General features: G+C 49.5%; 17 protein-coding genes, 1 tRNA gene and 3 rRNA genes. 15 read left to right on the forward strand and 6 right to left on the reverse strand.

Annotated features, from left to right (window positions below; genetic code table 11):
* Window positions 1-527 precede the first annotated feature (527 nt).
* The 9 genes from proV (at window position 528) to emrB (ending at window position 10,318) form a co-directional block, all read left to right on the forward strand.
* On the forward strand, window positions 528-1,730 hold the full coding sequence (gene proV, locus PCO85_17985) for a glycine betaine/L-proline ABC transporter ATP-binding protein ProV (GenBank protein ID WJV53061.1): 1,203 nt from the start codon (window positions 528-530) through the stop codon (window positions 1,728-1,730).
* Window positions 1,723-2,856, forward strand: a complete 1,134-nt coding sequence (gene proW, locus PCO85_17990; protein WJV53062.1) for a glycine betaine/L-proline ABC transporter permease ProW — start codon at window positions 1,723-1,725, stop codon at window positions 2,854-2,856. Before proV ends, proW begins: the two co-directional genes overlap by 8 nt.
* Window positions 2,857-2,955: 99 nt before the next feature.
* Window positions 2,956-3,951 carry a glycine betaine/L-proline ABC transporter substrate-binding protein ProX gene (gene proX / locus PCO85_17995; GenBank protein ID WJV53063.1) on the forward strand — a complete coding sequence of 332 codons (996 nt, stop codon included), beginning with the start codon at window positions 2,956-2,958 and terminating at the stop codon, window positions 3,949-3,951.
* 258 nt (window positions 3,952-4,209) lie between these two features.
* Window positions 4,210-5,412 (forward strand): MFS transporter, encoded by a 1,203-nt coding sequence (locus PCO85_18000; protein ID WJV53064.1) that lies wholly within the window; start codon window positions 4,210-4,212, stop codon window positions 5,410-5,412.
* Window positions 5,413-5,524: 112 nt separating this feature from the next.
* Window positions 5,525-6,274: an AzlC family ABC transporter permease gene (locus tag PCO85_18005; GenBank protein ID WJV53065.1), complete on the forward strand. Its 750-nt coding sequence runs from the start codon at window positions 5,525-5,527 to the stop codon at window positions 6,272-6,274.
* A complete protein-coding gene (ygaH, locus tag PCO85_18010) occupies window positions 6,271-6,612 on the forward strand; it encodes an L-valine transporter subunit YgaH (protein ID WJV53066.1) in 342 nt (113 codons plus the stop codon). Before PCO85_18005 ends, ygaH begins: the two co-directional genes overlap by 4 nt.
* 174 nt (window positions 6,613-6,786) lie before the next feature.
* Window positions 6,787-7,299 (forward strand): transcriptional repressor MprA, encoded by a 513-nt coding sequence (mprA, locus tag PCO85_18015; GenBank protein ID WJV53067.1) that lies wholly within the window; start codon window positions 6,787-6,789, stop codon window positions 7,297-7,299.
* A gap of 284 nt (window positions 7,300-7,583) precedes the next feature.
* On the forward strand, window positions 7,584-8,759 hold the full coding sequence (gene emrA, locus PCO85_18020) for a multidrug efflux MFS transporter periplasmic adaptor subunit EmrA (GenBank protein ID WJV53068.1): 1,176 nt from the start codon (window positions 7,584-7,586) through the stop codon (window positions 8,757-8,759).
* Window positions 8,760-8,779: 20 nt separating this feature from the next.
* Window positions 8,780-10,318 (forward strand): multidrug efflux MFS transporter permease subunit EmrB, encoded by a 1,539-nt coding sequence (emrB, locus tag PCO85_18025; GenBank protein WJV53069.1) that lies wholly within the window; start codon window positions 8,780-8,782, stop codon window positions 10,316-10,318.
* A 158-nt stretch (window positions 10,319-10,476) separates the two neighbouring features.
* Here the strand turns inward: emrB and PCO85_18030 are convergent, their stop codons facing one another.
* On the reverse strand, window positions 10,477-11,568 hold the full coding sequence (locus PCO85_18030; GenBank protein ID WJV53070.1) for a tRNA/rRNA methyltransferase: 1,092 nt from the start codon (window positions 11,566-11,568) through the stop codon (window positions 10,477-10,479).
* 237 nt (window positions 11,569-11,805) lie between these two features.
* Here PCO85_18030 and trxC point away from each other — a divergent pair, with 237 nt between their 5' ends.
* The 4 genes from trxC to pssA all read left to right on the forward strand — a co-directional run bounded on the left by trxC (window position 11,806) and on the right by pssA (window position 17,307).
* A complete protein-coding gene (gene trxC, locus PCO85_18035; GenBank protein WJV53071.1) occupies window positions 11,806-12,225 on the forward strand; it encodes a thioredoxin TrxC in 420 nt (139 codons plus the stop codon).
* Between the two features lie 87 nt (window positions 12,226-12,312).
* Complete coding sequence (locus PCO85_18040) at window positions 12,313-13,029, forward strand: tRNA-uridine aminocarboxypropyltransferase (GenBank protein ID WJV53072.1); 717 nt, start codon at window positions 12,313-12,315, stop codon at window positions 13,027-13,029.
* Window positions 13,030-13,133: 104 nt separating this feature from the next.
* Complete coding sequence (locus PCO85_18045) at window positions 13,134-15,797, forward strand: bifunctional acetate--CoA ligase family protein/GNAT family N-acetyltransferase (protein ID WJV53073.1); 2,664 nt, start codon at window positions 13,134-13,136, stop codon at window positions 15,795-15,797.
* 154 nt (window positions 15,798-15,951) lie between these two features.
* Complete coding sequence (gene pssA / locus PCO85_18050; protein ID WJV53074.1) at window positions 15,952-17,307, forward strand: CDP-diacylglycerol--serine O-phosphatidyltransferase; 1,356 nt, start codon at window positions 15,952-15,954, stop codon at window positions 17,305-17,307.
* Between the two features lie 395 nt (window positions 17,308-17,702).
* Here pssA and rrf read toward each other — a convergent pair.
* From rrf to gmhB, 5 genes are all read right to left on the reverse strand, one after another.
* Window positions 17,703-17,818, reverse strand: a 5S ribosomal RNA gene (gene rrf, locus PCO85_18055).
* A 109-nt stretch (window positions 17,819-17,927) separates the two neighbouring features.
* Window positions 17,928-20,936 (reverse strand): 23S ribosomal RNA (locus tag PCO85_18060).
* 223 nt (window positions 20,937-21,159) lie between these two features.
* Window positions 21,160-21,235 (reverse strand) — tRNA-Glu (locus tag PCO85_18065).
* 81 nt (window positions 21,236-21,316) lie between these two features.
* Window positions 21,317-22,861, reverse strand: a 16S ribosomal RNA gene (locus tag PCO85_18070).
* Together the 16S, 23S and 5S rRNA genes with 1 tRNA gene alongside form the textbook arrangement of a ribosomal RNA operon.
* Before the next feature lie 372 nt (window positions 22,862-23,233).
* The gene (gene gmhB, locus PCO85_18075; protein ID WJV53075.1) at window positions 23,234-23,800 is read right to left on the reverse strand and encodes a D-glycero-beta-D-manno-heptose 1,7-bisphosphate 7-phosphatase; all 567 of its coding nucleotides are present in this window, start codon (window positions 23,798-23,800) and stop codon (window positions 23,234-23,236) included.
* Window positions 23,801-23,983: 183 nt separating this feature from the next.
* Here gmhB and metN point away from each other — a divergent pair, with 183 nt between their 5' ends.
* Entirely contained in the window at window positions 23,984-25,015 is a 1,032-nt protein-coding gene (metN, locus tag PCO85_18080; protein WJV53076.1) for a methionine ABC transporter ATP-binding protein MetN, read from the forward strand.
* Window positions 25,008-25,661, forward strand: coding sequence for a methionine ABC transporter permease MetI (locus PCO85_18085; protein ID WJV53077.1), 654 nt, complete (start codon window positions 25,008-25,010; stop codon window positions 25,659-25,661). The genes metN and PCO85_18085 overlap by 8 nt, the downstream gene beginning before the upstream one ends.
* Window positions 25,662-25,702 lie beyond the last annotated feature (41 nt).

Here is a 25,702-nt window from a genome sequence, read left to right on the forward strand (position 1 = left end):
TTTATTCCCATCGATATCCCCCAGAAAATCAGGCAATATCCGCGCTGTATCATCGCCGATTACCCTGCCTATATTCCAGAGAGAATCATTTCATGGCATTGCAATATACCCACCCGTAACAATTTAATTACTCTTCCTGATATGCAGATTATTCCCCCGAAAAACCATTGATCAGCAAGTTTATTAACAATTCTTTTCATTGCCAAAATACGTACTTCAAACACCCTATTTCACCACAAAAATACCCTCCTGATAATCGCTATTGACTCGTTACAATGATAAAAGGTTAACCATATGAAAAATAATCATTTTAAATATAAAAAACCGACAGTATCAGGGCAAAATAATTTCAAGAGGCCTCCGCGAATTTATCCTATACTAATAGCATGGGATTTTTTTGTCTGTCAGTAGCGCGAGGCAGACAAAGGTTGCCTCAGATTCATATTATGGTAGGGTATAGGGCGCTTTAATTTATTATCAGGACAATGCTATAGGACAATAAATCACTATAGGAAAGAATCAATTACATGGCAATTAAACTCGAAGTAAAGAATCTCTACAAAATATTTGGCGTTCATACTGAACGTGCATTCAAACTAATTGATAAGGATTTAGATAAAGATCAGATTTTTGAAAAAACAGGCCTGACGGTCGGCGTCAAAAATGTTAATCTGGCCATTGAAGAAGGCGAGATATTTGTCATCATGGGCTTATCCGGCTCCGGAAAATCCACCTTGGTACGCCTTCTCAATCGTCTGATAGAACCGACTCGCGGCCAGGTATTAATTGACGGTGAAGACATTGCCAAAATATCGGATACCGCCTTACGCGAAGTCCGCCGTAAAAAAATCAGTATGGTGTTTCAGTCATTTGCACTGATGCCTCACCTGGATATTCTGAATAACACCGCATTTGGTATGGAACTGGCAGGTATACCCAAGCCAGAGCGAGAGCAAAAAGCGATCAGCGCGTTACAGCAGGTAGGGTTGGAGGCCAATGCCGCGTCCTATCCGGATGAGCTGTCTGGCGGTATGCGGCAGCGCGTTGGCCTGGCCCGTGCGTTAGCTAATGATCCAGATATTCTGCTAATGGATGAGGCCTTCTCCGCACTTGACCCGTTGATTCGTACCGAAATGCAAGATGAACTGATTAAACTGCAATCCCGTCAGCAACGAACCATTGTGTTTATTTCACACGATCTGGATGAAGCCATGCGTATTGGTGATCGTATTGCCATCATGCATAGCGGTGAAGTCATTCAGGTCGGCACCCCGGATGAAATCCTCAACAATCCGGCCAACAACTACGTACGTAGTTTTTTCCGTGGTGTGGATATCAGCCACGTGTTCAGCGCCAAAGATATTGCTCGCCGCCGACCAGTGGCTATTATCCGCAAAACCCCCGGTGTCGGGCCGCGCTCAGCACTACAAATCCTGCAAGAAGAGGATCGCGACTATGGCTACGTGCTGGAACGGGGTCAGAAATTCATCGGTATCGTCTCTATTGAGTCACTGAAAAAAGCGCTCAAAGAGCAACAGCCACTGGAACAGGCACTGCTCTCTGTTCCCGCTCCCGTTGCCGCTGATATGTCACTCAACGATTTAATCTCACAGGTCGCTCAATCTCCCTGTGCCGTGCCAGTCATTGGCGAAAATAATGAGTACATCGGCATCATATCCAAAGGGATGTTGCTGCAGGCACTGGATAAGGAGACCGCTCTGAATGACTGATTCAACAACCAATCCCTGGGGAGACACCACCACTGGTCTGGACGTGTCCTCTCAAGTCACTACACCACCACAAACCGACCCTTGGGCAACCGCGCAGAGCGTATCGACACCGCATGCCGGTAATGCCTGGAACACTACACCACCCGCAGGTACAACCGACGGCAGCACCAACTGGCTTGACAGTGTGCCTCATGCGCCAACGGAGCATTTCAGCCTGCTTCATCCCTTCAAACATACCCTGATTCCACTGGATCACTGGGTAACGACAGGGATTGACTGGCTGGTGCTGCATTTTCGCCCCCTGTTTCAGGGTATCCGAGTACCTGTAGACTTCATTTTAAGTGGATTTCAGCATTTATTGCTGGGCATGCCTGCTCCAGTGGCTATCATTCTGTTTTCCCTGATAGCCTGGCAAATATCAAGCTTCGGTATGGGATTAGCCACTTTTATATCACTGATTGTGATCGGCGCCATTGGAGCCTGGTCCCAGGCAATGGTGACGTTGGCATTGGTACTTACCGCGCTGTTCTTTTGCATACTTATCGGCTTGCCGATGGGTATTTGGCTGGCCCGTAGTGAGAGGGCCGCGAAAATTATTCGTCCATTGCTGGACGCTATGCAGACTACACCAGCCTTCGTCTATCTGGTTCCGATCGTCATGCTATTTGGTATCGGTAATGTGCCAGGCGTCGTGGTCACCATTATTTTTGCCTTACCCCCCATAATTCGTCTGACCATCCTGGGTATTCGTCAGGTTCCGGCGGACCTGGTGGAAGCAGCTGAATCTTTCGGCGCCAGTCCGAGCCAGATGCTGTTTAAAGTCCAGTTGCCGCTCGCTATGCCGACCATCATGGCCGGTGTCAACCAAACTCTGATGCTGGCACTGTCAATGGTGGTGATCGCATCCATGATTGCGGTTGGCGGGTTGGGACAAATGGTGCTGCGCGGCATTGGTCGCCTTGATATGGGACTGGCCGCCATCGGCGGTGTGGGTATTGTCATTCTGGCTATTATTCTTGACCGTTTGACTCAGTCACTGGGACGAGACCAACGCAGTCGAGGGAATCAGCGCTGGTATGTCAAAGGCCCGCTAGGTCTATTCCTTCGTCCTTTCATCAAATCCTGATTGGTTAGCCATGGCCGCACCATCAGCCATACGTGAATCTCAATACTCGCTGTTCAAGGGCGCACGCAGCGCCCCATCACATCACCACGAGGAAGCATTATGCGCAAAACAAGCATGGTTATTCTTGCCCTGAGTGCCGTACTCAGTACTTCATCAATGGCCGCAAAACTACCGGGCAACGGTATTAAGGTTCAGCCCCTGCAAAGCAGCCTGGCTGAAGAAACGTTCCAAACTCTGCTGGTTAACAAGGCTCTGGATAAACTGGGATACGACGTGCTGCCTATCCGTGAAGTGGATTACAACGTCGCTTACACGGCCATAGCGGCCGGAGATGCCACTTTCATGGCTGTTAACTGGGACCCGCTGCACGCCGACCAGTACAAGGCCGCCGGTGGTGACGCCAAATTTTACCGCCAGGGTGCCTATATCTCGGGCGCTGCCCAGGGGTATCTGATCGATAAAAAAACCGCGGATAAATACAAGATAACCAACATCGCCCAACTGAAAGATCCCAAGATAGCCAAACTGTTTGACTCCAACGGTGACGGCAAAGCCGACCTGACAGGCTGTAATCCTGGCTGGGGATGTGAAGCCATGATCAATCATCAACTGAAGGCATATCATCTTAACCAGACCGTTGAACATAATCAGGGTAACTATGCGGCCCTGATCGCCGATACCATCGCTCGTTATCACGAAGGCAAGCCTATTCTCTATTACACCTGGACGCCTTACTGGGTGAGCGATGTTTTGGTTCCAGGACGTGATGTCGTCTGGTTACAGGTACCGTTCTCTTCTCAGCCAGGTGAAATGAAAGGTGTCAGCACCAAACTGCCTAATGGTATGGATTACGGTTTCCCGGTGAATACCATGCGTATTGTCGCTAACAAGAAATGGGCGGAAAAAAATCCGGCTGCGGCTAAACTTTTCGCCATTATGAAATTACCAATCGCCGATGTGAATGCGCAAAACCTGCGGATGCACAACGGAGAAGCGTCTCAACAGGATATTGAACGCCAAACAGAGGGCTGGATCCACGCGCATCAGAAACTGTTTGATAGTTGGGTCAGCACCGCTCTCAGCGCAGCAAAATAACGCCCTTTTAGAGTCCCTACCTGTCCGTGGCTGACGCAAAACCTTTTGCATCAGCCACGGACGTCCAGGTTCCCTTACCAGATCAATCTTCGCCTATCCACACTTCCCTTCCCGATCAATGCAACTGTCTATAAGCATAATAATATGTCATAAAACAGCAGGATATCTGGCAAGCCCTTCGATTATCTGCTGGAATCTTTATCGAAGCTGTTCGATACTGAGCATTATTTTCTTAACACGATATTAACTATCCCCACTATGCCTACACAACAGCATACAGCGTTAAGCCCGATGCTCACCCTGGTAATGTCCGCCGCTACCGGCCTTGCGGTCGCCAGTAATTACTATGCCCAGCCATTGCTGGATGCCATAGCCAACGCATTCAATCTCTCGGTTAATCAAGCCGGGTTTATCGTTACTGCGGCGCAATTGGGCTACGCTTTCGGTTTACTCTTCCTGGTACCGCTCGGTGATATGTTGGAACGCCGCAGCCTGATTGTCATCATGACATTACTGGCCGCCGGCGGCATGCTGATTACCGCCTCTTCCCCTACACTGTGGCTGATGATTGTCGGAACGGCGCTCACCGGCCTGTTTTCGGTGGTAGCACAATTGCTGGTTCCGCTGGCGGCCACGCTGGCAACACCGGAAACCCGCGGCAAAGTAGTGGGTACCATTATGAGTGGACTGTTGCTGGGTATCCTGCTGGCCCGTACAGTCGCGGGGGCATTGGCTTCGCTGGGAGACTGGCGTACCGTTTACTGGTTCGCCAGCGCATTAATGACCGTCATGGCGCTGATACTGTGGCGAGCATTGCCACGTTACCATCAACCCAGCAACCTCAATTATCCGCACTTGCTGGTGTCGATTTTCACATTGTTCAGTGTGTCACCTTCACTGAGAACCCGTGCTCTGCTGGGTGGGCTGACTTTTGCCAATTTCAGCATTTTATGGACTTCAATGGCGTTCCTGCTATCCGCATCACCCTATCAATATTCAGAAGGTATCATCGGGTTGTTTGGTCTGGTCGGCGCTGCCGGTGCCGTTGCCGCCAACAGTGCCGGACGCAGGGCAGATCGCGGCAAGGCGGTCACCACCACCACAGCAGGACTGCTGTTATTGACCGTGTCATGGATTCCTATCGCTTTCGGTATACATTCCATCGTGGCGTTGCTACTGGGTATTATTCTGCTGGATTCAGCCGTTCAAGGGGTACACGTTACCAATCAAACTGTACTGTATCGCATGATGCCCGAAGCGCGTAACCGTCTTACCTCTGGTTACATGACTTGCTACTTTATCGGTGGTGCGCTTGGCTCGCTTATCTCGGCATCTGCTTATCAGCATTTTGGCTGGCTTGGCGTATCCGCAGCCGGTGTATCATTGAGCCTCATAAACCTGCTGATATGGTGGCAGGGACACAACCATGAACATATTCACTCTTCGCCCCCGTCGCGTTGATATTTTTTGTATTACCCACCTATCACTGATGGGTAGCATTCCATACCGCACTATGGGATCGATAACTATGATGCTTCTTTCTGACAATACAGCACAATGAGCGGTGATATCCATGGACAATGCCGATCGCTTAACGCCGAATAATATTGCAACACTAGCCAGTGCCTCGTTCAGTGAAGGTTTGTTCGATAGCCTGCCAATTGTTATCGGCTACCTGCCGGTAGCATTTGCCTTTGGTATGAATGCTGTCAAGCTTGGTTTTACCCCACTAGAGGCCATCTTCCTGTCCAGCATCATCTACGCTGGTGCCAGCCAGTTCGTCATAACCGCCCTGCTCAGCGCCGGTGCATCCATCTGGGTGGCCGCCTTTACCGTGATGGCGATGGACGTTCGGCACATTTTATACGGACCAGCCTTGCGCCACCGTATTTTACAACGGTTGCCAACCGGTAAAACAGCACTGTGGGCATTCGGATTGACCGATGAAGTCTTTGCCGCAGCAACCACCCGATTGGCACGGGACAATCGGCGCTGGTCGGAGCAATGGATGCTAGGGGTAGCGATGTGCTCCTGGTTATCGTGGGTAGCAGGAACCGTGATAGGCGCTATTTTTGGTAATGGCCCGTTGGTCGCCTATCCAGCCGTTGAAGCTGCTCTCACTTTCATGCTACCGGCACTATTTTTGAGTTTCCTGTTAGCCTCGTTCAAACGCCGTCAAAGTCTGGTGGTAGCCGCTGCGTTAAGTGGAGCATTGCTCGGACTACTGGCATCGTCAATTCCTGCGGCGATACTTATCGGCATCAGTGCCGGTTGCCTGGCGACACTGATCCAATCCAACATCCAAACCGAGAAGGAAGCATGAATACATCAATTTTATTTATTGGTTTGATTGTTGGAACGGTGAATTTTCTTTTTCGGTATCTGCCTTTACGGCTAGGTGCTTCACGCGTTTCCAGTGGCCTTCAGCATGGCAAAACGGGACTTCTGCTGGATAGCATAGGCATTGCATCCATCTGTGCTTTACTGGTGGTTTCCAGCGTTCCAGATATGCTTAAACAGAGCGAAAAAGTTCTGCCAGCGTTAGCCGGGTTTACCGTGCTAACGCTGTGCTTCTATACCACTCGCAGTATTATCATTGCGACACTGGCAGGTGCGTTATGTTATGGAATTGCCTTTAAATTTTTTATCACTATGATTTGACACGGTGTAAGCTGCGCTGAACGATTGGTTTTAATTATCTAAACCACATCTAACCCGGCACAGAAACTTACTTACTTTCTGTCACAGAATAAACATAATCATGTGGCTTTCTATCATTTACCTAATTAGTAACATTAGTTATTATACTGGCCGTGATTAATGAGGTTGACATTAATGGATAGTTCATTTGCTCCAATCGAAGAGATGTTACACATGCGGGCAGATCGTCGGCCAGATTTCCCTTATCAGGAAGTTCTGATCCTCAGGCTGTTTATGCATGTGCAGGCGAAAATTCTCGAACACCGTAATCGGATTTTGAAAGAACAGGATATCAACGAAACGCTATTTATGGCGTTGATTACCCTGGAAGCACAGGAAAATTACAGTATTCAGCCGTCAGAACTCAGTGCCGCTCTAGGGTCTTCACGAACCAATGCGACTCGCATTGCTGACGAACTGGAGAAACGCGGCTGGATTGAACGGCAGGAAAGTGATAGCGACCGGCGCTGCCTGTATCTGTCCATGACGGACAAAGGGAAAGCCTTTCTGAATGAACTGTTACCACCACAATACAGAAGCCTGCATTTCCTCTGTTCGATACTCGAAAACGATGAGCAAAAGCAATTAGAAGTCCTGATGCGTAAATTATTGCTGCGCCTTGATGAAATGGATCAGGGAACACATTAATCCACAGCATCACTCCATAGCAACGGCTATCGTCATCTCAATAGTCATGCAGACCCCATCGTATCTGTGGATATGCCTTTGTCCCAGAAGAGCCATACCCGGTGCTCTCACTTTCCGTTGACAATCAGGGTTAATTGATTGTCAGCAACGGATGAACTGCTAAGCCGGCTAAGAAAACCGGTAGATACAATCAACATATTTATCGCGGAATGTATTACCGAGATAGTTATCACCAATCAAGTTAGCCGACACACGGAAAATAAAGATAATCAAGGGAGAATATCATGAGTGCCAACGTGGAAAATCAAGCTCCACAACCAACACATAAAAATAAAAAAAAGCAGCGTAAACGGATCTTAACACTGTTCAGCATCATCTTTATCTTTCTGGGCTGTGTATGGTTTGCTTATTGGTATCTGGTATTGAGACATCACCAGGAAACTGATGACGCCTATGTAGCAGGCAATCAAGTCCAAATCATGGCGCAAGTTACCGGCAGCGTAACGCAAGTGAACGTTGATAACACCGATTTAGTGAAGAAAGGTGATGTACTGGTGGAGTTGGATGCCACGGATGCCCAACAAGCTTTTAAACGAGCACAAGCCGTGCTTGCCAGCAACGTACGTCAAACCCACCAGCTCATTATCAATAGCAGGCAATACCAGGCCAATATATCATTGAAACAAACCGCACTGGATCAGGCCACCAGCGATTTAAACCGCCGGGAAGCGCTCGGTAAAGTAAATGCCATTGGGAAAGAAGATGTACAGCACGCCCGTGATGCTGTTTCCAGCGCTAAAGACTCACTGGAAGTTGCCAAGCAACAATATGCAGCCAACCAGGCCATGATCCTGGATACCTCACTGGAAAAACAGCCGGCGGTACAGCAGGCAGCGCTCGATTTGCGTGATGCCTGGTTGGCGCTGAAACGTACACACATTGTCAGCCCAGTTGACGGTTACGTTTCCCGTCGCAATGTGCAGGTAGGTGCCCGCATTTCAACCACTTCCTCGCTGATGGCAGTCGTCCCAGCCGATCATCTATGGATCGATGCCAACTTCAAGGAAACTCAACTCGCCAACATGCGTATTGGTCAGCCTGCGTCTGTCACCAGTGACATCTACGGTGATGATGTTATCTATAAAGGCAAAGTCGTTGGTCTGGATATGGGAACAGGTAGCGCCTTCTCATTATTACCGGCTCAAAATGCCACCGGCAACTGGATCAAAGTGGTACAGCGCCTTCCAGTGCGTATCGAACTGGATCCTAAGCAGATCGCCGAGCATCCTTTACGGATTGGTTTATCCACACAAGTGACTGTGGACACGGCCAATGATGAAGGGAAAATGTTGTCCGACACACGACGCAGTAAACCAGCCTATCAGAGTGACGCATTGGAGTTGAACCTCGCCCCCGTCAACAAGCTGATCGATGACATTATCAGGGACAATGCCAGTTAAGCATGCATAAGGAGATGAGTGTGCAGAAAAAACCGCTTGAAGGCATAAGTCTGGCCTTCATGACGTTCGCGCTAGCCATGGCGACCTTCATGCAAGTACTGGACTCCACAATTGCCAATGTAGCCATCCCAACTATCTCGGGTAATCTTGGTGCCTCTAATTCACAAGGAACGTGGGTTATTACCTCATTCGGGGTAGCTAACGCCATTTCTATTCCACTCACCGGCTGGCTGGCTAAGCGCCTGGGAGAAGTCAGGCTGTTTGTCTGGTCGACGGGACTATTCGCACTAATGTCATGGATGTGCGGGGTTTCTACTAGCCTGGAAATGCTGATCTTCGCCCGCATATTACAAGGATTGGTCGCCGGCCCTATTATCCCGCTGTCCCAGAGTCTGCTGCTCAATAATTATCCCCCGGCTAAACGTGGCATAGCACTGTCGCTGTGGGCTATGACGGTGGTGGTTGCACCAATTTTTGGCCCGATCCTTGGCGGCTGGATCAGTGATAACTACCATTGGGGTTGGATATTTTTCATCAACGTTCCTTTAGGCGTTGTCGTCGTACTGATTACATTGCAGGTACTGCGTGGTCGGGAAACTAAAACGGAGATCCGCCCCATTGATACCATTGGACTGGTATTGCTGGCGTTAGGCGTTGGTAGCCTACAGATGATGATGGATAGAGGGAAAGAGCTGGATTGGTTTAACTCTACCGAAATTATCATACTGACGATAGTCGCGGCGATAGCGCTGTTGTTCCTGATTGTGTGGGAACTGACAGATGACAATCCGGTGGTCGATTTGTCGCTGTTCAAATCGCGTAACTTTACCATCGGTTGTCTATGCACCAGTCTGGCCTTCATGTTCTACTTCGGTGCCATTGTTTTGTTACCGCTGCTATTGCAGGAAGTGTATGGCTATACCGCCACCTGGGCTGGGCTGGCGTCCGCACCAGTAGGACTAATGCCCGTGTTGCTGGCACCGATTATTGGTCGGTTCTCGTCACAGTTGGACATGCGCAAGCTGGTCACTTTCAGCTTCATCATGTATGCCATCTGTTTTTACTGGCGAGCCTATACGTTTGAGCCCGGCATGGATTTTGGCGCTTCCGCCTGGCCACAATTCTTCCAGGGGTTTGCTGTCGCGTGCTTTTTTATGCCGTTGACAACCATTACCTTGTCAGGTTTGCCGCCGGAGAGGATGGCGTCCGCCTCCAGTCTTTTTAACTTCAGCAGGACGCTGGCTGGTTCCATTGGCACTTCGGTGACGACCACGCTGTGGGCACGACGTGAGTCGCTACATCACGTTCAGTTGACCGAGTCAATAACCGCTTACAATCCAATCGCACAGGAAACCTATCGGCAATTGGAAGCAATGGGACTAACTAAGGAGCAGGTTTCAGCCTACATTGCCAATCAGATTACAGGACAAGGATTGATTATTGCTGCCAATGAAGTTTTCTGGGCCGCGGCTGGTGTATTCCTGGCCTTAACGGTATTGGTATGGTTTTCCCGTCCTCCGTTTAGCAGTGGAGTCGGAGCTGGTGGCGGCGCGCACTGACAGCGATATCTTCCTTTGATATCAGTCAAGGTTGCACTCCGAGTATCTGGCATGAGGAAAGGCATTCCTTCGGGGAGACTATCCTCATGCGTCATCTACTGCGGTAGGTGAATGATACCAGCTCCAGTGTCCAGACTATTATCTGCTTTGCCAGCAAATTAATGGTGGTTCTGACGCCACCATTCCGCCAGCAGAATACCCGTTGCGACAGAAATATTCAGGCTTTCCACTTTCCCAGTACCGTCGATAGAGATTTTCATATCTCCTTGCTGCCAGGCGCTATCAGAAAGGCCATCGCCTTCCTGCCCTAACACGATGACCATTTTGGCCGGCAGCGTTGTTTGGGATAATGCCGTCCCTTTATGGCTGGATGTCGTTACAATGGTATAGCCAGCACGACGAAACTGAGACAGCACATCAATAAAATCATCGGCATTGATGGCTTTCACATGTTCCGCACCACCTTCCGCAGTACGTACCGCCGCACCGGACTCCAGCTGCGCCGCATCCTGAACCAGTACACCATTCACACCAAAGTGCGCACAACTACGTATGATACCGCCCAGATTATGTGGATTACCTACATCTTCCAATGCCAGTACGCAATCGGTCTCACTCACACTGTGCAAGTATTCACTTACATCCATACCATTGCGTTTCTTGATCAGAAAACACACGCCACCGTGATGTTCAGTACCTGATGCTTTAGTTAGCTCGTCTTCTTCAACTACATGATAAGCTTTACGATTCGCCGCCATCCAGCGAAGTGCATCACGGAAACGCGGTGTGACTTCCTGCAGGAACCAGGCCCGGATAATCGCTTCTGGGCGACTTTTAAATAGCGCCTGACAAGCATTTTCACCATATACGCGAGTTTCTTCCGCCCGTTGACGACGAATCTGCTCATGGTCAATCTGGCTTTTGCCACCAATACCGCCATGATCAGGTGTTTCATCCGGTGCGCGGGAGACGGTCTTCCACGGTGAATCATAACCCGTATTGTCATCACGACGGGCCGGACGTTCGCGATCACTGCTCTTCTCGCTAGGCCACTTTTCACGCCCTTTATCCTGACTTGCACCACGTGGTCCATTGTCACGCGACGAACGCGGATTTTTATCTCGCGATCCGCTATCATTACGACGGTTGTCTGTCGGACGTTTGTTTTTATTGTTTTTTTCGTCCCCATCATCGCTACGGACGTACATCACACGGACTTTGCCGTTTTTCCCACTGAATGAATCACTCATGTCTTTCTCCACCTACGCGCTGGGCGCGAAGATTACCTTATGTACACCGGCTTAGCTACCTGCTTGTCATAAAAGCCAACAACTATTGTAGCCATTGAATAAACCACCTTGTTCATACCGCGACCACTATCCATACTTATCCTACTCCAAGTTATCCGTTGTTGATCTTCTATTGCTCCACCGCATACTTTTATCAACAGCTCACTTAATCAGCCCTTTATCATTTGAGGCATTGTTATGAATACGGTATGTGCATCTTGCCACACAACAAACCGGTTACCTGAAGAACGTATTGACGATCACGCCAAATGTGGTCGATGTGGTATGCCGTTGTTCAGCGGCGAAGTGATCAATGCAACCGAACAAACGCTGGATAAATTATTGCAAGACGACCTACCGATAGTCGTAGATTTCTGGGCTCCTTGGTGCGGTCCTTGTGTCAGCTTTGCGCCCGTATTTACAAGCGTAGCCCAGGAAAATGGCAGCAAAGTCCGCTTCGTCAAGATAAATACCGAGGCCGAGCCAGCACTCAGTGCTCGTTTTCGTATCCGCAGTATTCCCACAATCATGCTCTTCAAGCAAGGCAAGCTGGTGGACATGGTGAATGGCGCTATGCCTAAAGCCTCTTTTGAAAAATGGCTGAGTGAATCACTCTGATTCTCCCGTAAACCCAGTGCATTCGGTATGCCGGGCCTTTTGGTCCATTCACCAGTGGTTTAGAATGACGCTTTTAAGCGGGATACTATGACCGAAAATGCCGTTCTTCGTTTACGCCAGCAACGTCTTGGGCAAGCCACGCGCCCTTTCCGCGCGCGTGGTTGTCGGGTAATACGCTGTCAGCGCTGTCTGTTACCCGTCGCCAACTGCTTATGCCATACCATTCACTCTCAATCCTCCCGCAGCCGCTTTTGTCTGGTCATGTTTGATACCGAACCGCTGAAACCCAGTAATACCGGCCGCCTGATTGCCGATATTCTGCCAGATACCCAGGCTTTTCTGTGGTCGCGTACCGATCCGGATCCCTTCCTGCTAAACGCAATCAAGAATCCCGACTATCAGCCTTATCTGGTGTTTCTGGCTGATAAAAATGAAACAGGGAGACAGGTGCTTCACCAATTACCGGCGCAAGGTAAACCACCGTTATTTATCCTGTTGGATGCCACCTGGCCAGAAGCGCGCAAAATGTTTCGTAAAAGCCCTTATCTGGATCCGTTACCGATATTGTCATTGGACGTTGATGCAATTTCACGCTATCAACTTCGGGAAGCCAGCAGTGCTGGACAGCACTGTACCGCCGAAATCGCGATCGCATTGTTGCAGCAAGCTGACGATACATTGGCATCCAGTGCATTAGCAGAACATTTTGATCGTTTCAGAAAACATTATCTGGCCGGCAAAGCCAATCATGCCCCGCGAGAAATTCCACTAGTTGTCACAGCAATACCGACAGAAAGCGTTTAATATCTATTAATTAGGCAGTACGTGATCACAATGAATACACAACTCACCAGATCACTCGCCCATCGTGAAACACTGCCCGGTCTTTATCCTGACAGGAGCGATTTATGAGCCAGCGCGGGTTAGAAGCACTATTACGTCCCAAATCAATAGCCGTTCTTGGCGCATCAGAAAAACCGGGGCGGGCAGGGTTTCTTATGATGCGCAATTTGCTGGATGGTAATTTCAGCGGACCGGTGTTACCGGTTACACCAAAATATCGCGCTGTCTGTGGCGTACTGGCTTATCCTGATGTTGCCAGTCTTCCCATGACACCGGATCTCGCTGTCATTTGCACCCGTGCCGAGCGTAATCTGCTCTTGTTGGAAGATTTGGGAAAACACGGTTGTAAAACCGTCATCATACTGTCGGCACCTCCGGTTCAATTCACTGAACTCAAGGCCTGCGCCACCCTGTATCATATGCGACTGCTGGGTCCCAACAGTCTCGGGCTACTGGCCCCCTGGCAGGGACTTAACGCCAGTTTTTCACCCGTTCCGATAATAAAAGGAAAGCTGGCATTTATTTCGCAATCAGCGGCAGTATCCAATACTATTCTTGACTGGGCACAACAGAGAGGTATCGGCTTCTCTTACTTCATCGCGCTAGGTGACAGCATCGACATCGACGTAGATGACTTGCTGGATTTTCTGGCCCGTGACAGCAAAACCAGCGCTATTTTGCTACATCTGGAACAGATCAGCGATGCGCGGCGTTTTCTTTCTGCTGCCCGCAGCGCCTCACGCAACAAACCCATTCTGGTGATCAAAAGCGGGCGTAGTCAGCAGGCACAACAACTTCTCCACGGTACCCGTCAAGGATTGGATGCTGCCTATGATGCGGCCATTCAACGTGCAGGGTTACTACGCGTCAGGGATACACATGAGCTATTTTCCGCAGTAGAAACCCTCAGTCACTTGCGACCACTACGAGGTGAGCGTTTACTACTGATCAGTAATGGAGCCTCTCCGGCGGCTCAAGCACTTGACCAACTTCTCAGCCGACAGGGAAAACTGGCGCTGATAAATGAAGCCACACAACAGGCATTGCAAGAAGCGCTGCCTGATTCCGTGTCTGTCGGTAATCCGCTTGATCTACGTGATGATGCTACTGCCGAACGCTATCTGGCCGCATTGACGATCCTGTTGGATAATGATGACTATGATGCCTTACTGATCATTCATGCCCCAAGTGCTGCCGCGCCAGGTACCGAAAGCGCAGAAAAAATGATTCATTTGCTCCAGCAGCACCCACGCGGCAAACGGATGACAATTTTAACCAACTGGTGTGGCGAGTTCTCCTCGCAGGAAGCACGTCGTTTGTTCAATGGAGCCGGTATTCCTACTTATCGGACACCCGAAGGTGCCGTGACAGCATTTATGCATATTGTCGAATACCGGCGGAACCAGAAACAATTGATGGAAACACCGGTATTGCCACAAGATCTCACGGCCAATACTGGTGAAGCCCATAAGCTTATCTGCCAAGCGCTGAAAGAGGGAGCCACACAACTTGATACACATGAAGTACAGCCCATATTGAAATCCTATGGACTGAATACACTGCCTACCTGGATCGCTGGCGACAGTACTGAAGCCGTCTACATCGCGGAAAAAATTGGTTATCCGGTCGCAATTAAGCTGAGATCCCCAGACATTGCGCATAAATCAGAAGTACAGGGAGTCATGCTCTATTTAGGTACTGCACGTGAGGTACAACAGGCTGCTGATGCAATGCTGGAACGGGTTAAGCGTACCTATCCACAGGCCCGAATATACGGTCTGCTAGTGCAGAGAATGGCAAATCGTGCCGGTGCGCAGGAATTGAGGGTCGCGGTAGTACAAGATGCCGTTTTCGGCCCGCTGATCATGCTGGGTGAAGGTGGTGTTGAATGGCACAATGAGACACAGGCTGCAGTGGCATTGCCCCCATTGAACATGACACTGGCCCGCTACCTGATCATGCAGGCACTGAAAAATGGTAAAATACGCGGCCATAGCGCCCTCAAACCGTTAGATATTCCCTCATTGAGTCGCCTGCTGGTACAGGTATCCAACCTTATTCTTGACTGTCCGGAAATTTCCCGTCTTGATATCCATCCCTTGTTGGCCTCAGGGGACGAATTCACGTTACTGGACGTGACACTACACATCTCGCCCTTTAGCGGCGATCCACAATCAAGACTATCAATCAGACCTTATCCGCAGCAACTAGAGGAAATCGTCACATTAAAAAATGAGACGACCTGCCTGTTCCGCCCTATTCTGCCTGAAGATGAACCGCTGCTGAAAAATTTTATCAGCAAAGTGACCAAAGAGGATCTTTACTACCGGTATTTCAGTGAAATCAATGAGTTTAGCCATGAAGACCTAGCCAATATGACCCAAATTGACTACGATCGAGAAATGGCATTTGTCGCTCTCCGGCCAACTGATGCAGGACCAGAAATTATTGGTGTTAGCCGCGCCATTTCCGATCCCGATAATACTGACGCAGAGTTTGCGGTTTTGGTTCGTTCTGATTTAAAAGGACTGGGATTAGGCAGACACCTGATGGAAAAGCTAATTCACTATGCTGATGTTCATGGGCTGGAGAAACTTACCGGCATTACCATGCCCCATAATCAGGGCATGTTGACACTGGCAAAGAAACTGGGTTTTTCTCTCGATATCCAATTGGAAGAAGGGATCGTTTCTTTAGAATTGCTGTTAAATACACCACATCAAATGTGATATAGCCCCTTGTATAGCAAACGATATGCTATCAATGGTAAAACTTGCTCACAACAGCCGGAAAGTAATGGTATTATCGCCCGATTCAACTATACGTTAATGTTCACCATGACCAGGCATGGTCATAACACGATGAGAGAAGAACCGCACTGTGATGTTGTCAAAATTAAAACGTAATCAATACCAACAACACCTTGCACAACTGCCTAAAATCCCCCAGTCAGCTGACAATGTACAGACGCTTCATAGTCCAGCACTTTTTCGCACCACGCTCATAAACACGATTCTTGCCGCCAAGAAACGTGTTTATTTAGTGGCGCTCTATCTGGAACATGATGATGGTGGTAAAGCAATTCTTTCTGCACTCTATCAGGCGAAGCGGCAATGTCCTGAACTGGACATTCGAGTGCTGGTTGACTGGCACCGCGCACAACGCGGGCGCATTGGTGCCAAAGCAGTTAACACCAACGCCGATTGGTACTGTGAGATGGCACAGCAAAATACTGATGCCAGCTTCCCGGTTTATGGCGTTCCGGTGAACACTCGAGAAGCGTTAGGTGTGCTCCATCTTAAAGGTTTCATCATTGACGACACCGTACTTTATAGCGGAGCTAGTCTGAACGACGTTTATCTGAACAGTCATGATAAATATCGTTATGACCGCTATCAGCTTATCTGTAATCCTGCGCTTGCTGACACTATGAGCCACTATGTAAACGATTTACTGATGGCACCGGCAATACAACGGCTTGATTACGAAACTCGTCCTAGAACGATTGAAATCAAAAATGAAATCCGCCAATTCCGTCAATCATTACGCACCGCGTTTTATCGGATTCCAGCCTATAACGATACTGGCGATACACTAACGGTCACACCACTAGTAGGATTGGGGAAAAACAGTCCATTAAATAAAACAATTCATCATTTGATGTACTGTTGTGAACAGCATCTGGTGATGTGTACGCCTTACTTTAATCTGCCAACGCTGCTAGTCAGAAACATCATTCGGCTGCTGCGTGATGGTAAGAAGGTAGAAATCATCATCGGTGATAAAACCGCAAACGATTTTTTTATTCCAGAAGACCAACCCTTTAAAATTATCGGTGCCTTGCCATATCTGTATGAAATCAACTTGCGACGTTTCCTCAGCCGCCTGCAGAAATATATTGATAGTTCGCAGTTGGTCGTTCGCCTGTGGACAGACGCGGACAACAGTTTTCACTTGAAAGGTATGTGGGTCGATGATGAATGGCAACTACTGACGGGTAATAACCTTAATCCCCGAGCCTGGCATCTTGATCTCGAAAATGCCATTCTTATTCATGATCCCTGCCAATTACTGTCAGAACAACGAATGCAGGAACTGGAATGTATTCGCTCTCACTCGACTATTGTTCATCATTATCAAGAACTTGAAGGCATTGCACAATATCCGGTTAAAGTACGTAAACTAATTCGGCGATTGCGCCGGGTTCGTATAGACAAGCTGATTAGCCGTCTCCTTTAGCCCATAAATAAACCTCGTATCTACGGGGTTTATTTATATACAAAGAAACGAAACGAAATCAAACTCCCCCGTGTTTTGCCATATCACTTTAATATTTTGGATAAATCCAGATAGCATCTAATCCATAGGCCTCGCAAATATTAAAAATCATGAGAAAAAATCCCAAATTACGTTAATGATTTTAGCCTTTTATCTCTGACTGTTTGCCATCTGTAGACTAGGTACTAAATTTAAAAGCGAAAACCCGCGGTATCCACTGAAGGTTTACCGTTATTTGATACTGGCCCGGCGGCGACATACTGGGCAGATATCCCTCCGTGCCTGCCGGCTGCATCAACACGACAGACGTGAAAAAGCCCTCTGCTTTCACAGAGGGCTTCGTCTACTAGTTGAATGCCTGGCAGTTCCCTACTCTCACATGGGGAGACCCCACACTACCATCGGCGCTACGGCGTTTCACTGCTGAGTTCGGCATGGGGTCAGGTGGGACCACCGCGCTATCGCCGCCAGGCAAATTCTGTTTCGTTCCAACCGTCACACTTCCGCGCAACCATCAGAACCAATACCGGAACATCACTGAAAATATCTCGTCTCTCATTCCAAAACACCTTGGGTGTTGTAAGGTTAAGCCTCTCGGGTCATTAGTACTGGTCAGCTCAACGCATCACTGCGCTTACACACCCAGCCTATCAACGTCTTCGTCTTAAACGTCCCTTCAGGGGCCTTGAAGGCCCAGGGAAGACTCATCTCGGGGCAAGTTTCCCGCTTAGATGCTTTCAGCGGTTATCTCTTCCGCACGTAGCTACCGGGCAATGCAATTGGCATCACAACCCGTACACCAGTGGTGCGTTCACTCCGGTCCTCTCGTACTAGGAGCAACCCCCTCAATCTTCCAACGCCCACGGCAGATAGGGACCGAACTGTCTCACGACGTTCTAAACCCAGCTCGCGTACCACTTTAAATGGCGAACAGCCATACCCTTGGGACCTACTTCAGCCCCAGGATGTGATGAGCCGACATCGAGGTGCCAAACACCGCCGTCGATATGAACTCTTGGGCGGTATCAGCCTGTTATCCCCGGAGTACCTTTTATCCGTTGAGCGATGGCCCTTCCATTCAGAACCACCGGATCACTAAGACCTGCTTTCGCACCTGCTCGAGCCGTCACTCTCGCAGTCAAGCTAGCTTATGCCTTTGCACTAACCTCCTGATGTCCGACCAGGATTAGCTAACCTTCGTACTCCTCCGTTACTCTTTGGGAGGAGACCGCCCCAGTCAAACTACCCACCAGACACTGTCCGCAACCCGGTTCACGGGCCCACGTTAGAACATCAAACATCAAAGGGTGGTATTTCAAGGTTGGCTCCACGCAGACTGGCGTCCACGCTTCGAAGCCTCCCACCTATCCTACACATCAAGGCTCAAGGTTCAGTGTCAAGCTATAGTAAAGGTTCACGGGGTCTTTCCGTCTTGCCGCGGGTACACTGCATCTTCACAGCGAGTTCAATTTCACTGAGTCTCGGGTGGAGACAGCCTGGCCATCATTACGCCATTCGTGCAGGTCGGAACTTACCCGACAAGGAATTTCGCTACCTTAGGACCGTTATAGTTACGGCCGCCGTTTACCGGGGCTTCGATCAAGAGCTTCGCCTTGCGGCTTACCCCATCAATTAACCTTCCGGCACCGGGCAGGCGTCACACCGTATACGTCCACTTTCGTGTTTGCACAGTGCTGTGTTTTTAGTAAACAGTTGCAGCCAGCTGGTATCTGCGACTGCGCAATGCTCCATCCGCAGGGGACTTCACCTCGCACAGCGTGCCTTCTCCCGAAGTTACGGCACCATTTTGCCTAGTTCCTTCACCCGAGTTCTCTCAAGCGCCTGAGTATTCTCTACCTGACCACCTGTGTCGGTTTGGGGTACGATTCGATGTTACCTGATGCTTAGGGGCTTTTCCTGGAAGCGTGGCATTTGTCACTTCGACACCGTAGTGCCTCGTCATCACGCCTCGGTGTTGACAGCGCTCCGGATTTGCCTGGAGCACCCACCTACACGCTTAAACCGGGACAACCGTCGCCCGGCCAACATAGCCTTCTCCGTCCCCCCTTCGCAGTAACACCCAGTACAGGAATATTAACCTGTTTCCCATCGACTACGCCTTTCGGCCTCGCCTTAGGGGTCGACTCACCCTGCCCCGATTAACGTTGGACAGGAACCCTTGGTCTTCCGGCGTGCGGGTTTTTCACCCGCATTATCGTTACTTATGTCAGCATTCGCACTTCTGATACCTCCAGCAATCCTCACAGACCACCTTCAACGGCTTACAGAACGCTCCCCTACCCAACAACGCCTAAGCGTCGCTGCCGCAGCTTCGGTGCATGGTTTAGCCCCGTTACATCTTCCGCGCAGGCCGACTCGACCAGTGAGCTATTACGCTTTCTTTAAATGATGGCTGCTTCTAAGCCAACATCCTGGCTGTCTGGGCCTTCCCACATCGTTTCCCACTTAACCATGACTTTGGGACCTTAGCTGGCGGTCTGGGTTGTTTCCCTCTTCACGACGGACGTTAGCACCCGCCGTGTGTCTCCCGTGATAACATTCTTCGGTATTCGCAGTTTGCATCGAGTTGGTAAGCCGGGATGGCCCCCTAGTCGAAACAGTGCTCTACCCCCGAAGATGACTTCACGAGGCGCTACCTAAATAGCTTTCGGGGAGAACCAGCTATCTCCCGGTTTGATTGGCCTTTCACCCCCAGCCACAGGTCATCCGCTAATTTTTCAACATTAGTCGGTTCGGTCCTCCAGTTAGTGTTACCCAACCTTCAACCTGCCCATGGCTAGATCACCGGGTTTCGGGTCTATACCTTGCAACTTGACGCCCAGTTAAGACTCGGTTTCCCTGCGGCTCCCCTATTCGGTTAACCTTGCTACAAAATATAAGTCGCTGACCCATTATACAAAAGGTACGCAGTCACCCCACCCCAAAGCACTCACCGCTTGTTTTGTGTGTTGGGCGTCGCAAAAGACGCGCCGCCACCGCGATGCTGCTGTTGCGGTGCCTTCATCACCAGAGAATGCTTTGGTGGTGGGGCTCCCACTGCTTGTACGTACACGGTTTCAGGTTCTGTTTCACTCCCCTCGCCGGGGTTCTTTTCGCCTTTCCCTCACGGTACTGGTTCACTATCGGTCAGTCAGGAGTATTTAGCCTTGGAGGATGGTCCCCCCATCTTCAGACAGGATATCTCGTGTCCCGCCCTACTCGTCGAACTCACAGCACGTGCATTTTCGTGTACGGGACTGTCACCCTGTACCGTGCGACTTTCCAGACGCTTCCACTGATGCACAAACTGATTCTGGTTCTGGGCTCTTCCCCGTTCGCTCGCCGCTACTGGGGGAATCTCGGTTGATTTCTTTTCCTCGGGGTACTGAGATGTTTCAGTTCCCCCGGTTCGCCTCATGCCACTATGTATTCATGTCATGATAGTGTGTCGAAACACACTGGGTTTCCCCATTCGGGTATCGTCGGCTATGACGGTTCATATCACCTTGCCGACGCTTTTCGCAGATTAGCACGCCCTTCATCGCCTCTGACTGCCTAGGCATCCACCGTGTACGCTTAGTCGCTTAACCTCACAACCCGAAGGTGTCTTTTTCATGAAGAGCAAGACCACCTCGCGCTGCAATTATTTGAGAGACTCTGATACAGCCAACTCCCGCCATCAAGGCCAGGTTTCGCTGTATCGTTTCAATTTTCAGCTTGTTCCAGATTGTTAAAGAGCAAATAACATAAACCTGACTATCGCTAATCAGCTTTAGGTTATCGTTGACCGTGCCTTTCACCCACTGTCATTTTTGGCGTCCCCTAGGGGATTCGAACCCCTGTTACCGCCGTGAAAGGGCGGTGTCCTAGGCCTCTAGACGAAGGGGACACATCATGTCGGCTTCGCAGACGCGCGCTCTGTTTTCATCAGACAATCTGTGTGAGCACTTCACATTACCACTATCTTTGGTAAGGAGGTGATCCAACCGCAGGTTCCCCTACGGTTACCTTGTTACGACTTCACCCCAGTCATGAATCACAAAGTGGTAAGCGCCCTCCCGAAGGTTAAGCTACCTACTTCTTTTGCAACCCACTCCCATGGTGTGACGGGCGGTGTGTACAAGGCCCGGGAACGTATTCACCGTAGCATTCTGATCTACGATTACTAGCGATTCCGACTTCATGGAGTCGAGTTGCAGACTCCAATCCGGACTACGACGCACTTTATGAGGTCCGCTTGCCCTCGCGAGTTCGCTTCTCTTTGTATGCGCCATTGTAGCACGTGTGTAGCCCTACTCGTAAGGGCCATGATGACTTGACGTCATCCCCACCTTCCTCCGGTTTATCACCGGCAGTCTCCCTTGAGTTCCCGCCATTACGCGCTGGCAACAAAGGATAAGGGTTGCGCTCGTTGCGGGACTTAACCCAACATTTCACAACACGAGCTGACGACAGCCATGCAGCACCTGTCTCTCAGTTCCCGAAGGCACAAGTCTGTCTCCAGTCTCTTCTGAGGATGTCAAGAGTAGGTAAGGTTCTTCGCGTTGCATCGAATTAAACCACATGCTCCACCGCTTGTGCGGGCCCCCGTCAATTCATTTGAGTTTTAACCTTGCGGCCGTACTCCCCAGGCGGTCGACTTAACGCGTTAGCTCCGAAAGCCACGGCTCAAGGCCACAACCTTCAAGTCGACATCGTTTACAGCGTGGACTACCAGGGTATCTAATCCTGTTTGCTCCCCACGCTTTCGCACCTGAGCGTCAGTCTTCGTCCAGGGGGCCGCCTTCGCCACCGGTATTCCTCCAGATCTCTACGCATTTCACCGCTACACCTGGAATTCTACCCCCCCTCTACGAGACTCTAGTCTGTCAGTTTTGAATGCAGTTCCCAGGTTAAGCCCGGGGATTTCACATCCAACTTAACAGACCGCCTGCGTGCGCTTTACGCCCAGTCATTCCGATTAACGCTTGCACCCTCCGTATTACCGCGGCTGCTGGCACGGAGTTAGCCGGTGCTTCTTCTGCGGGTAACGTCAATGAAACACTCTGTTAGAGTGCTCCCCTTCCTCCCCGCTGAAAGTACTTTACAACCCGAAGGCCTTCTTCATACACGCGGCATGGCTGCATCAGGGTTTCCCCCATTGTGCAATATTCCCCACTGCTGCCTCCCGTAGGAGTCTGGACCGTGTCTCAGTTCCAGTGTGGCTGGTCATCCTCTCAGACCAGCTAGAGATCGTCGCCTAGGTGAGCCATTACCTCACCTACCAGCTAATCCCATCTGGGTTCATCCAATGGCGTGAGGCCCGAAGGTCCCCCACTTTGGTCTTGCGACGTCATGCGGTATTAGCTACCGTTTCCAGTAGTTATCCCCCTCCATCAGGCAGATCCCCAGACATTACTCACCCGTCCGCCGCTCGCCGGCGGGGAAGCAAGCTTCCCCCCCGCTGCCGCTCGACTTGCATGTGTTAGGCCTGCCGCCAGCGTTCAATCTGAGCCATGATCAAACTCTTCAATTTAAGATTTGTTTGATGTGCTTCCGAAGAAGCGATGCTCAAAGAATTTATAACTGTTTATTCGTAATGAATTTACTGTCAGTCACTCTTCAAGTCTTTTCGTATTGATTACGATAGGGTCCTGTGAGTGCCCACACAGATTGTCTGATTATATTGTTAAAGAGCGTTCGTCGCGGCACTGCCGCTGACGTGAGGTCGCGTATACTACGCTATCCTCTTGCAGAGTCAACGAATAATTCGTTTTTCCCCGCCTGACTCGGCGTTGTGTTGTTCACCAGCACCGGGTCAGTGGAGGCGCATTATAGGCACTTCTCCTGGCCTGACAAGGGGTAATTGCAAAAAAAATCACAAGTGCGTTTTTTTTCACCCCATCGTTTATTTACTGCGCTGTTTTATCGCGTTTGGCAGGTCGGCAAGACTATCAATTATCCAGTCAGCCAGTTTTTCACTCTCTTCCGTAATCGGTTTTCCGGTACGAACCAAGACTTTGGTGCCTACACCCGCAGAGATTGCCGCCTGCATATCTTCTGCTTTATCCCCCACCATATAGGAAGCCGCCATATCGATATCTAAATGATGCTGTGCCGCTTCCAACATTCCTGGTTTAGGTTTACGACAATCACATTGCTGCCGATACTCATCACTGCCAACATCAGGATGATGAGGACAAAAATAGATGCCATCCAAATCAACACCACGATCAACCAAAGACCAATCCATCCACTCGGTCAACCGCATAAACTGATCTTCAGTGAATTTACCTCGTGCAATACCCGATTGATTCGTCACCAGAACCAAAGCAAACCCCATCCGCTTTAATTCAGACATGGCATCAATGACACCATCAATAAACTGGAATTGGTCGATTTCATGCACATACCCATGATCAACATTTATGGTACCGTCACGGTCAAGAAAGATTGCTGGAACGCTTTGTGCCACTTAAATTTGCTCCTGATAACGTAAATTACCGCGTAGTATCGCATGTTTTCATCTTCAGAGAGAGAGAATGACGGCCATGACAATCTCCATTGACTTAGACGTCTAGACGCCTTAACATCCCGTCCACATTCTGGCCTGTATATAATGATATTTATCCGGCCACCGTTATTATCGATAAAATTTATGATAGAAATTTCTAATATTACCAAGACGTTCCAGCAGAACGGACGAACGATTACCGCACTCGACGACGTGAGTCTTCGCGTTCCTGCTGGGCAAATATATGGTGTAATTGGTGCTTCCGGCGCGGGTAAAAGCACATTGATTCGCTGTGTAAATTTGCTGGAGCGTCCGACTCAGGGAAAGGTATTGGTTGATGGGCAGGATCTGACTCAATTGTCAGAAAGCCAGCTAACGCGAGCTCGTCGCCAGATTGGCATGATTTTCCAACACTTCAATCTGCTTTCCTCACGAACTGTTTTTGGCAATGTGGCATTACCACTTGAACTGGATAATATGCCTAAAGCAGAAATCAAACAGCGCATACATAATTTGCTGGAGTTAGTCGGTTTGTCGGATAAACACGATGTCTATCCAACAAATCTTTCCGGCGGACAAAAACAGCGGGTAGCCATTGCCAGGGCGCTGGCTAGCGCGCCTAAAGTGCTGTTATGCGATGAAGCCACCAGTGCACTGGATCCGGCAACCACACGCTCCATTCTTGAACTACTGAAAGACATTAACCGTCGTCTGGGATTAACAATTTTACTGATCACCCATGAAATGGATGTCGTGAAACGCATTTGTGACCAGGTCGCCATTATTAGTGATGGTCGTCTGATTGAGCAGGACACGGTAAGTGAGGTTTTCTCTCATCCCAAGACACCCTTGGCACAAACATTTATTCAGTCAACGCTACATCTGGATATTCCTGATGACTATCTGGAGCGGATGATACCAACACCCAAGCTGGGAAGTTTACCCTTGTTGCGTATGGAGTTTACCGGCCAATCGGTTGATGCACCTTTGCTGTCTGAAATAGCCCGACGCTTTAATATCAACAACAACATTATCAGCGCTCAGATGGACTACGCCGGTGGCGTGAAATTCGGCATCATGTTGGCAGAAATGCACGGCGAAGTAGCGGATACTACTGCCGCAATTCAGTTCCTGAAAGATCACCATGTAAATATCGAGGTATTGGGTTATGTCTGAAGCAATGATCTGGTTACTTGCCCGTGGTGTCTGGGAAACCGTAATCATGACACTTGTTTCTGGTTTTTTTGGCTTTGTACTTGGATTACCTGTTGGTGTTCTTCTTTATATCACCCGTCCAGGACAAATTATCGCTAATCCTAAAATCTACCGTAGCATCTCCGCGCTGGTAAATATTTTCCGCTCGATTCCATTCATCATTTTACTCGTTTGGATGATTCCATTTACTCGCATAATTGTCGGTACAGCTATCGGGTTACAAGCGGCAATGGTTCCATTAACTGTCGGTGCAGCGCCGTTTATTGCCCGCATGGTAGAAAATGCACTGTTGGAAATTCCGACCGGTTTAATTGAAGCGGCCCGGGCAATGGGAGCCACACCGATGCAAATAATCAAAAAAATATTGCTACCCGAAGCGCTACCAGGGTTGATCAATGCTGCCACCATCACATTGATAACTCTGGTGGGCTATTCTGCTATGGGAGGCGCAGTCGGTGCTGGCGGATTAGGTCAGATTGGTTACCAGTACGGCTATGTCGGGTATAACGCCACAATAATGAATATCGTATTAGTATTGTTAGTTATTTTGGTTTATCTAATTCAATTCTGTGGTGATAAGGCAGTACGGGCAGTCACACACAAGTAATTGTTCAATAGCCATGCACTCATCAAGTGCGTGATGGAAAG

Source organism: Prodigiosinella aquatilis, assembly GCA_030388725.1.
In the GTDB taxonomy this organism is placed as follows: domain Bacteria; phylum Pseudomonadota; class Gammaproteobacteria; order Enterobacterales; family Enterobacteriaceae; genus Prodigiosinella; species Prodigiosinella aquatilis.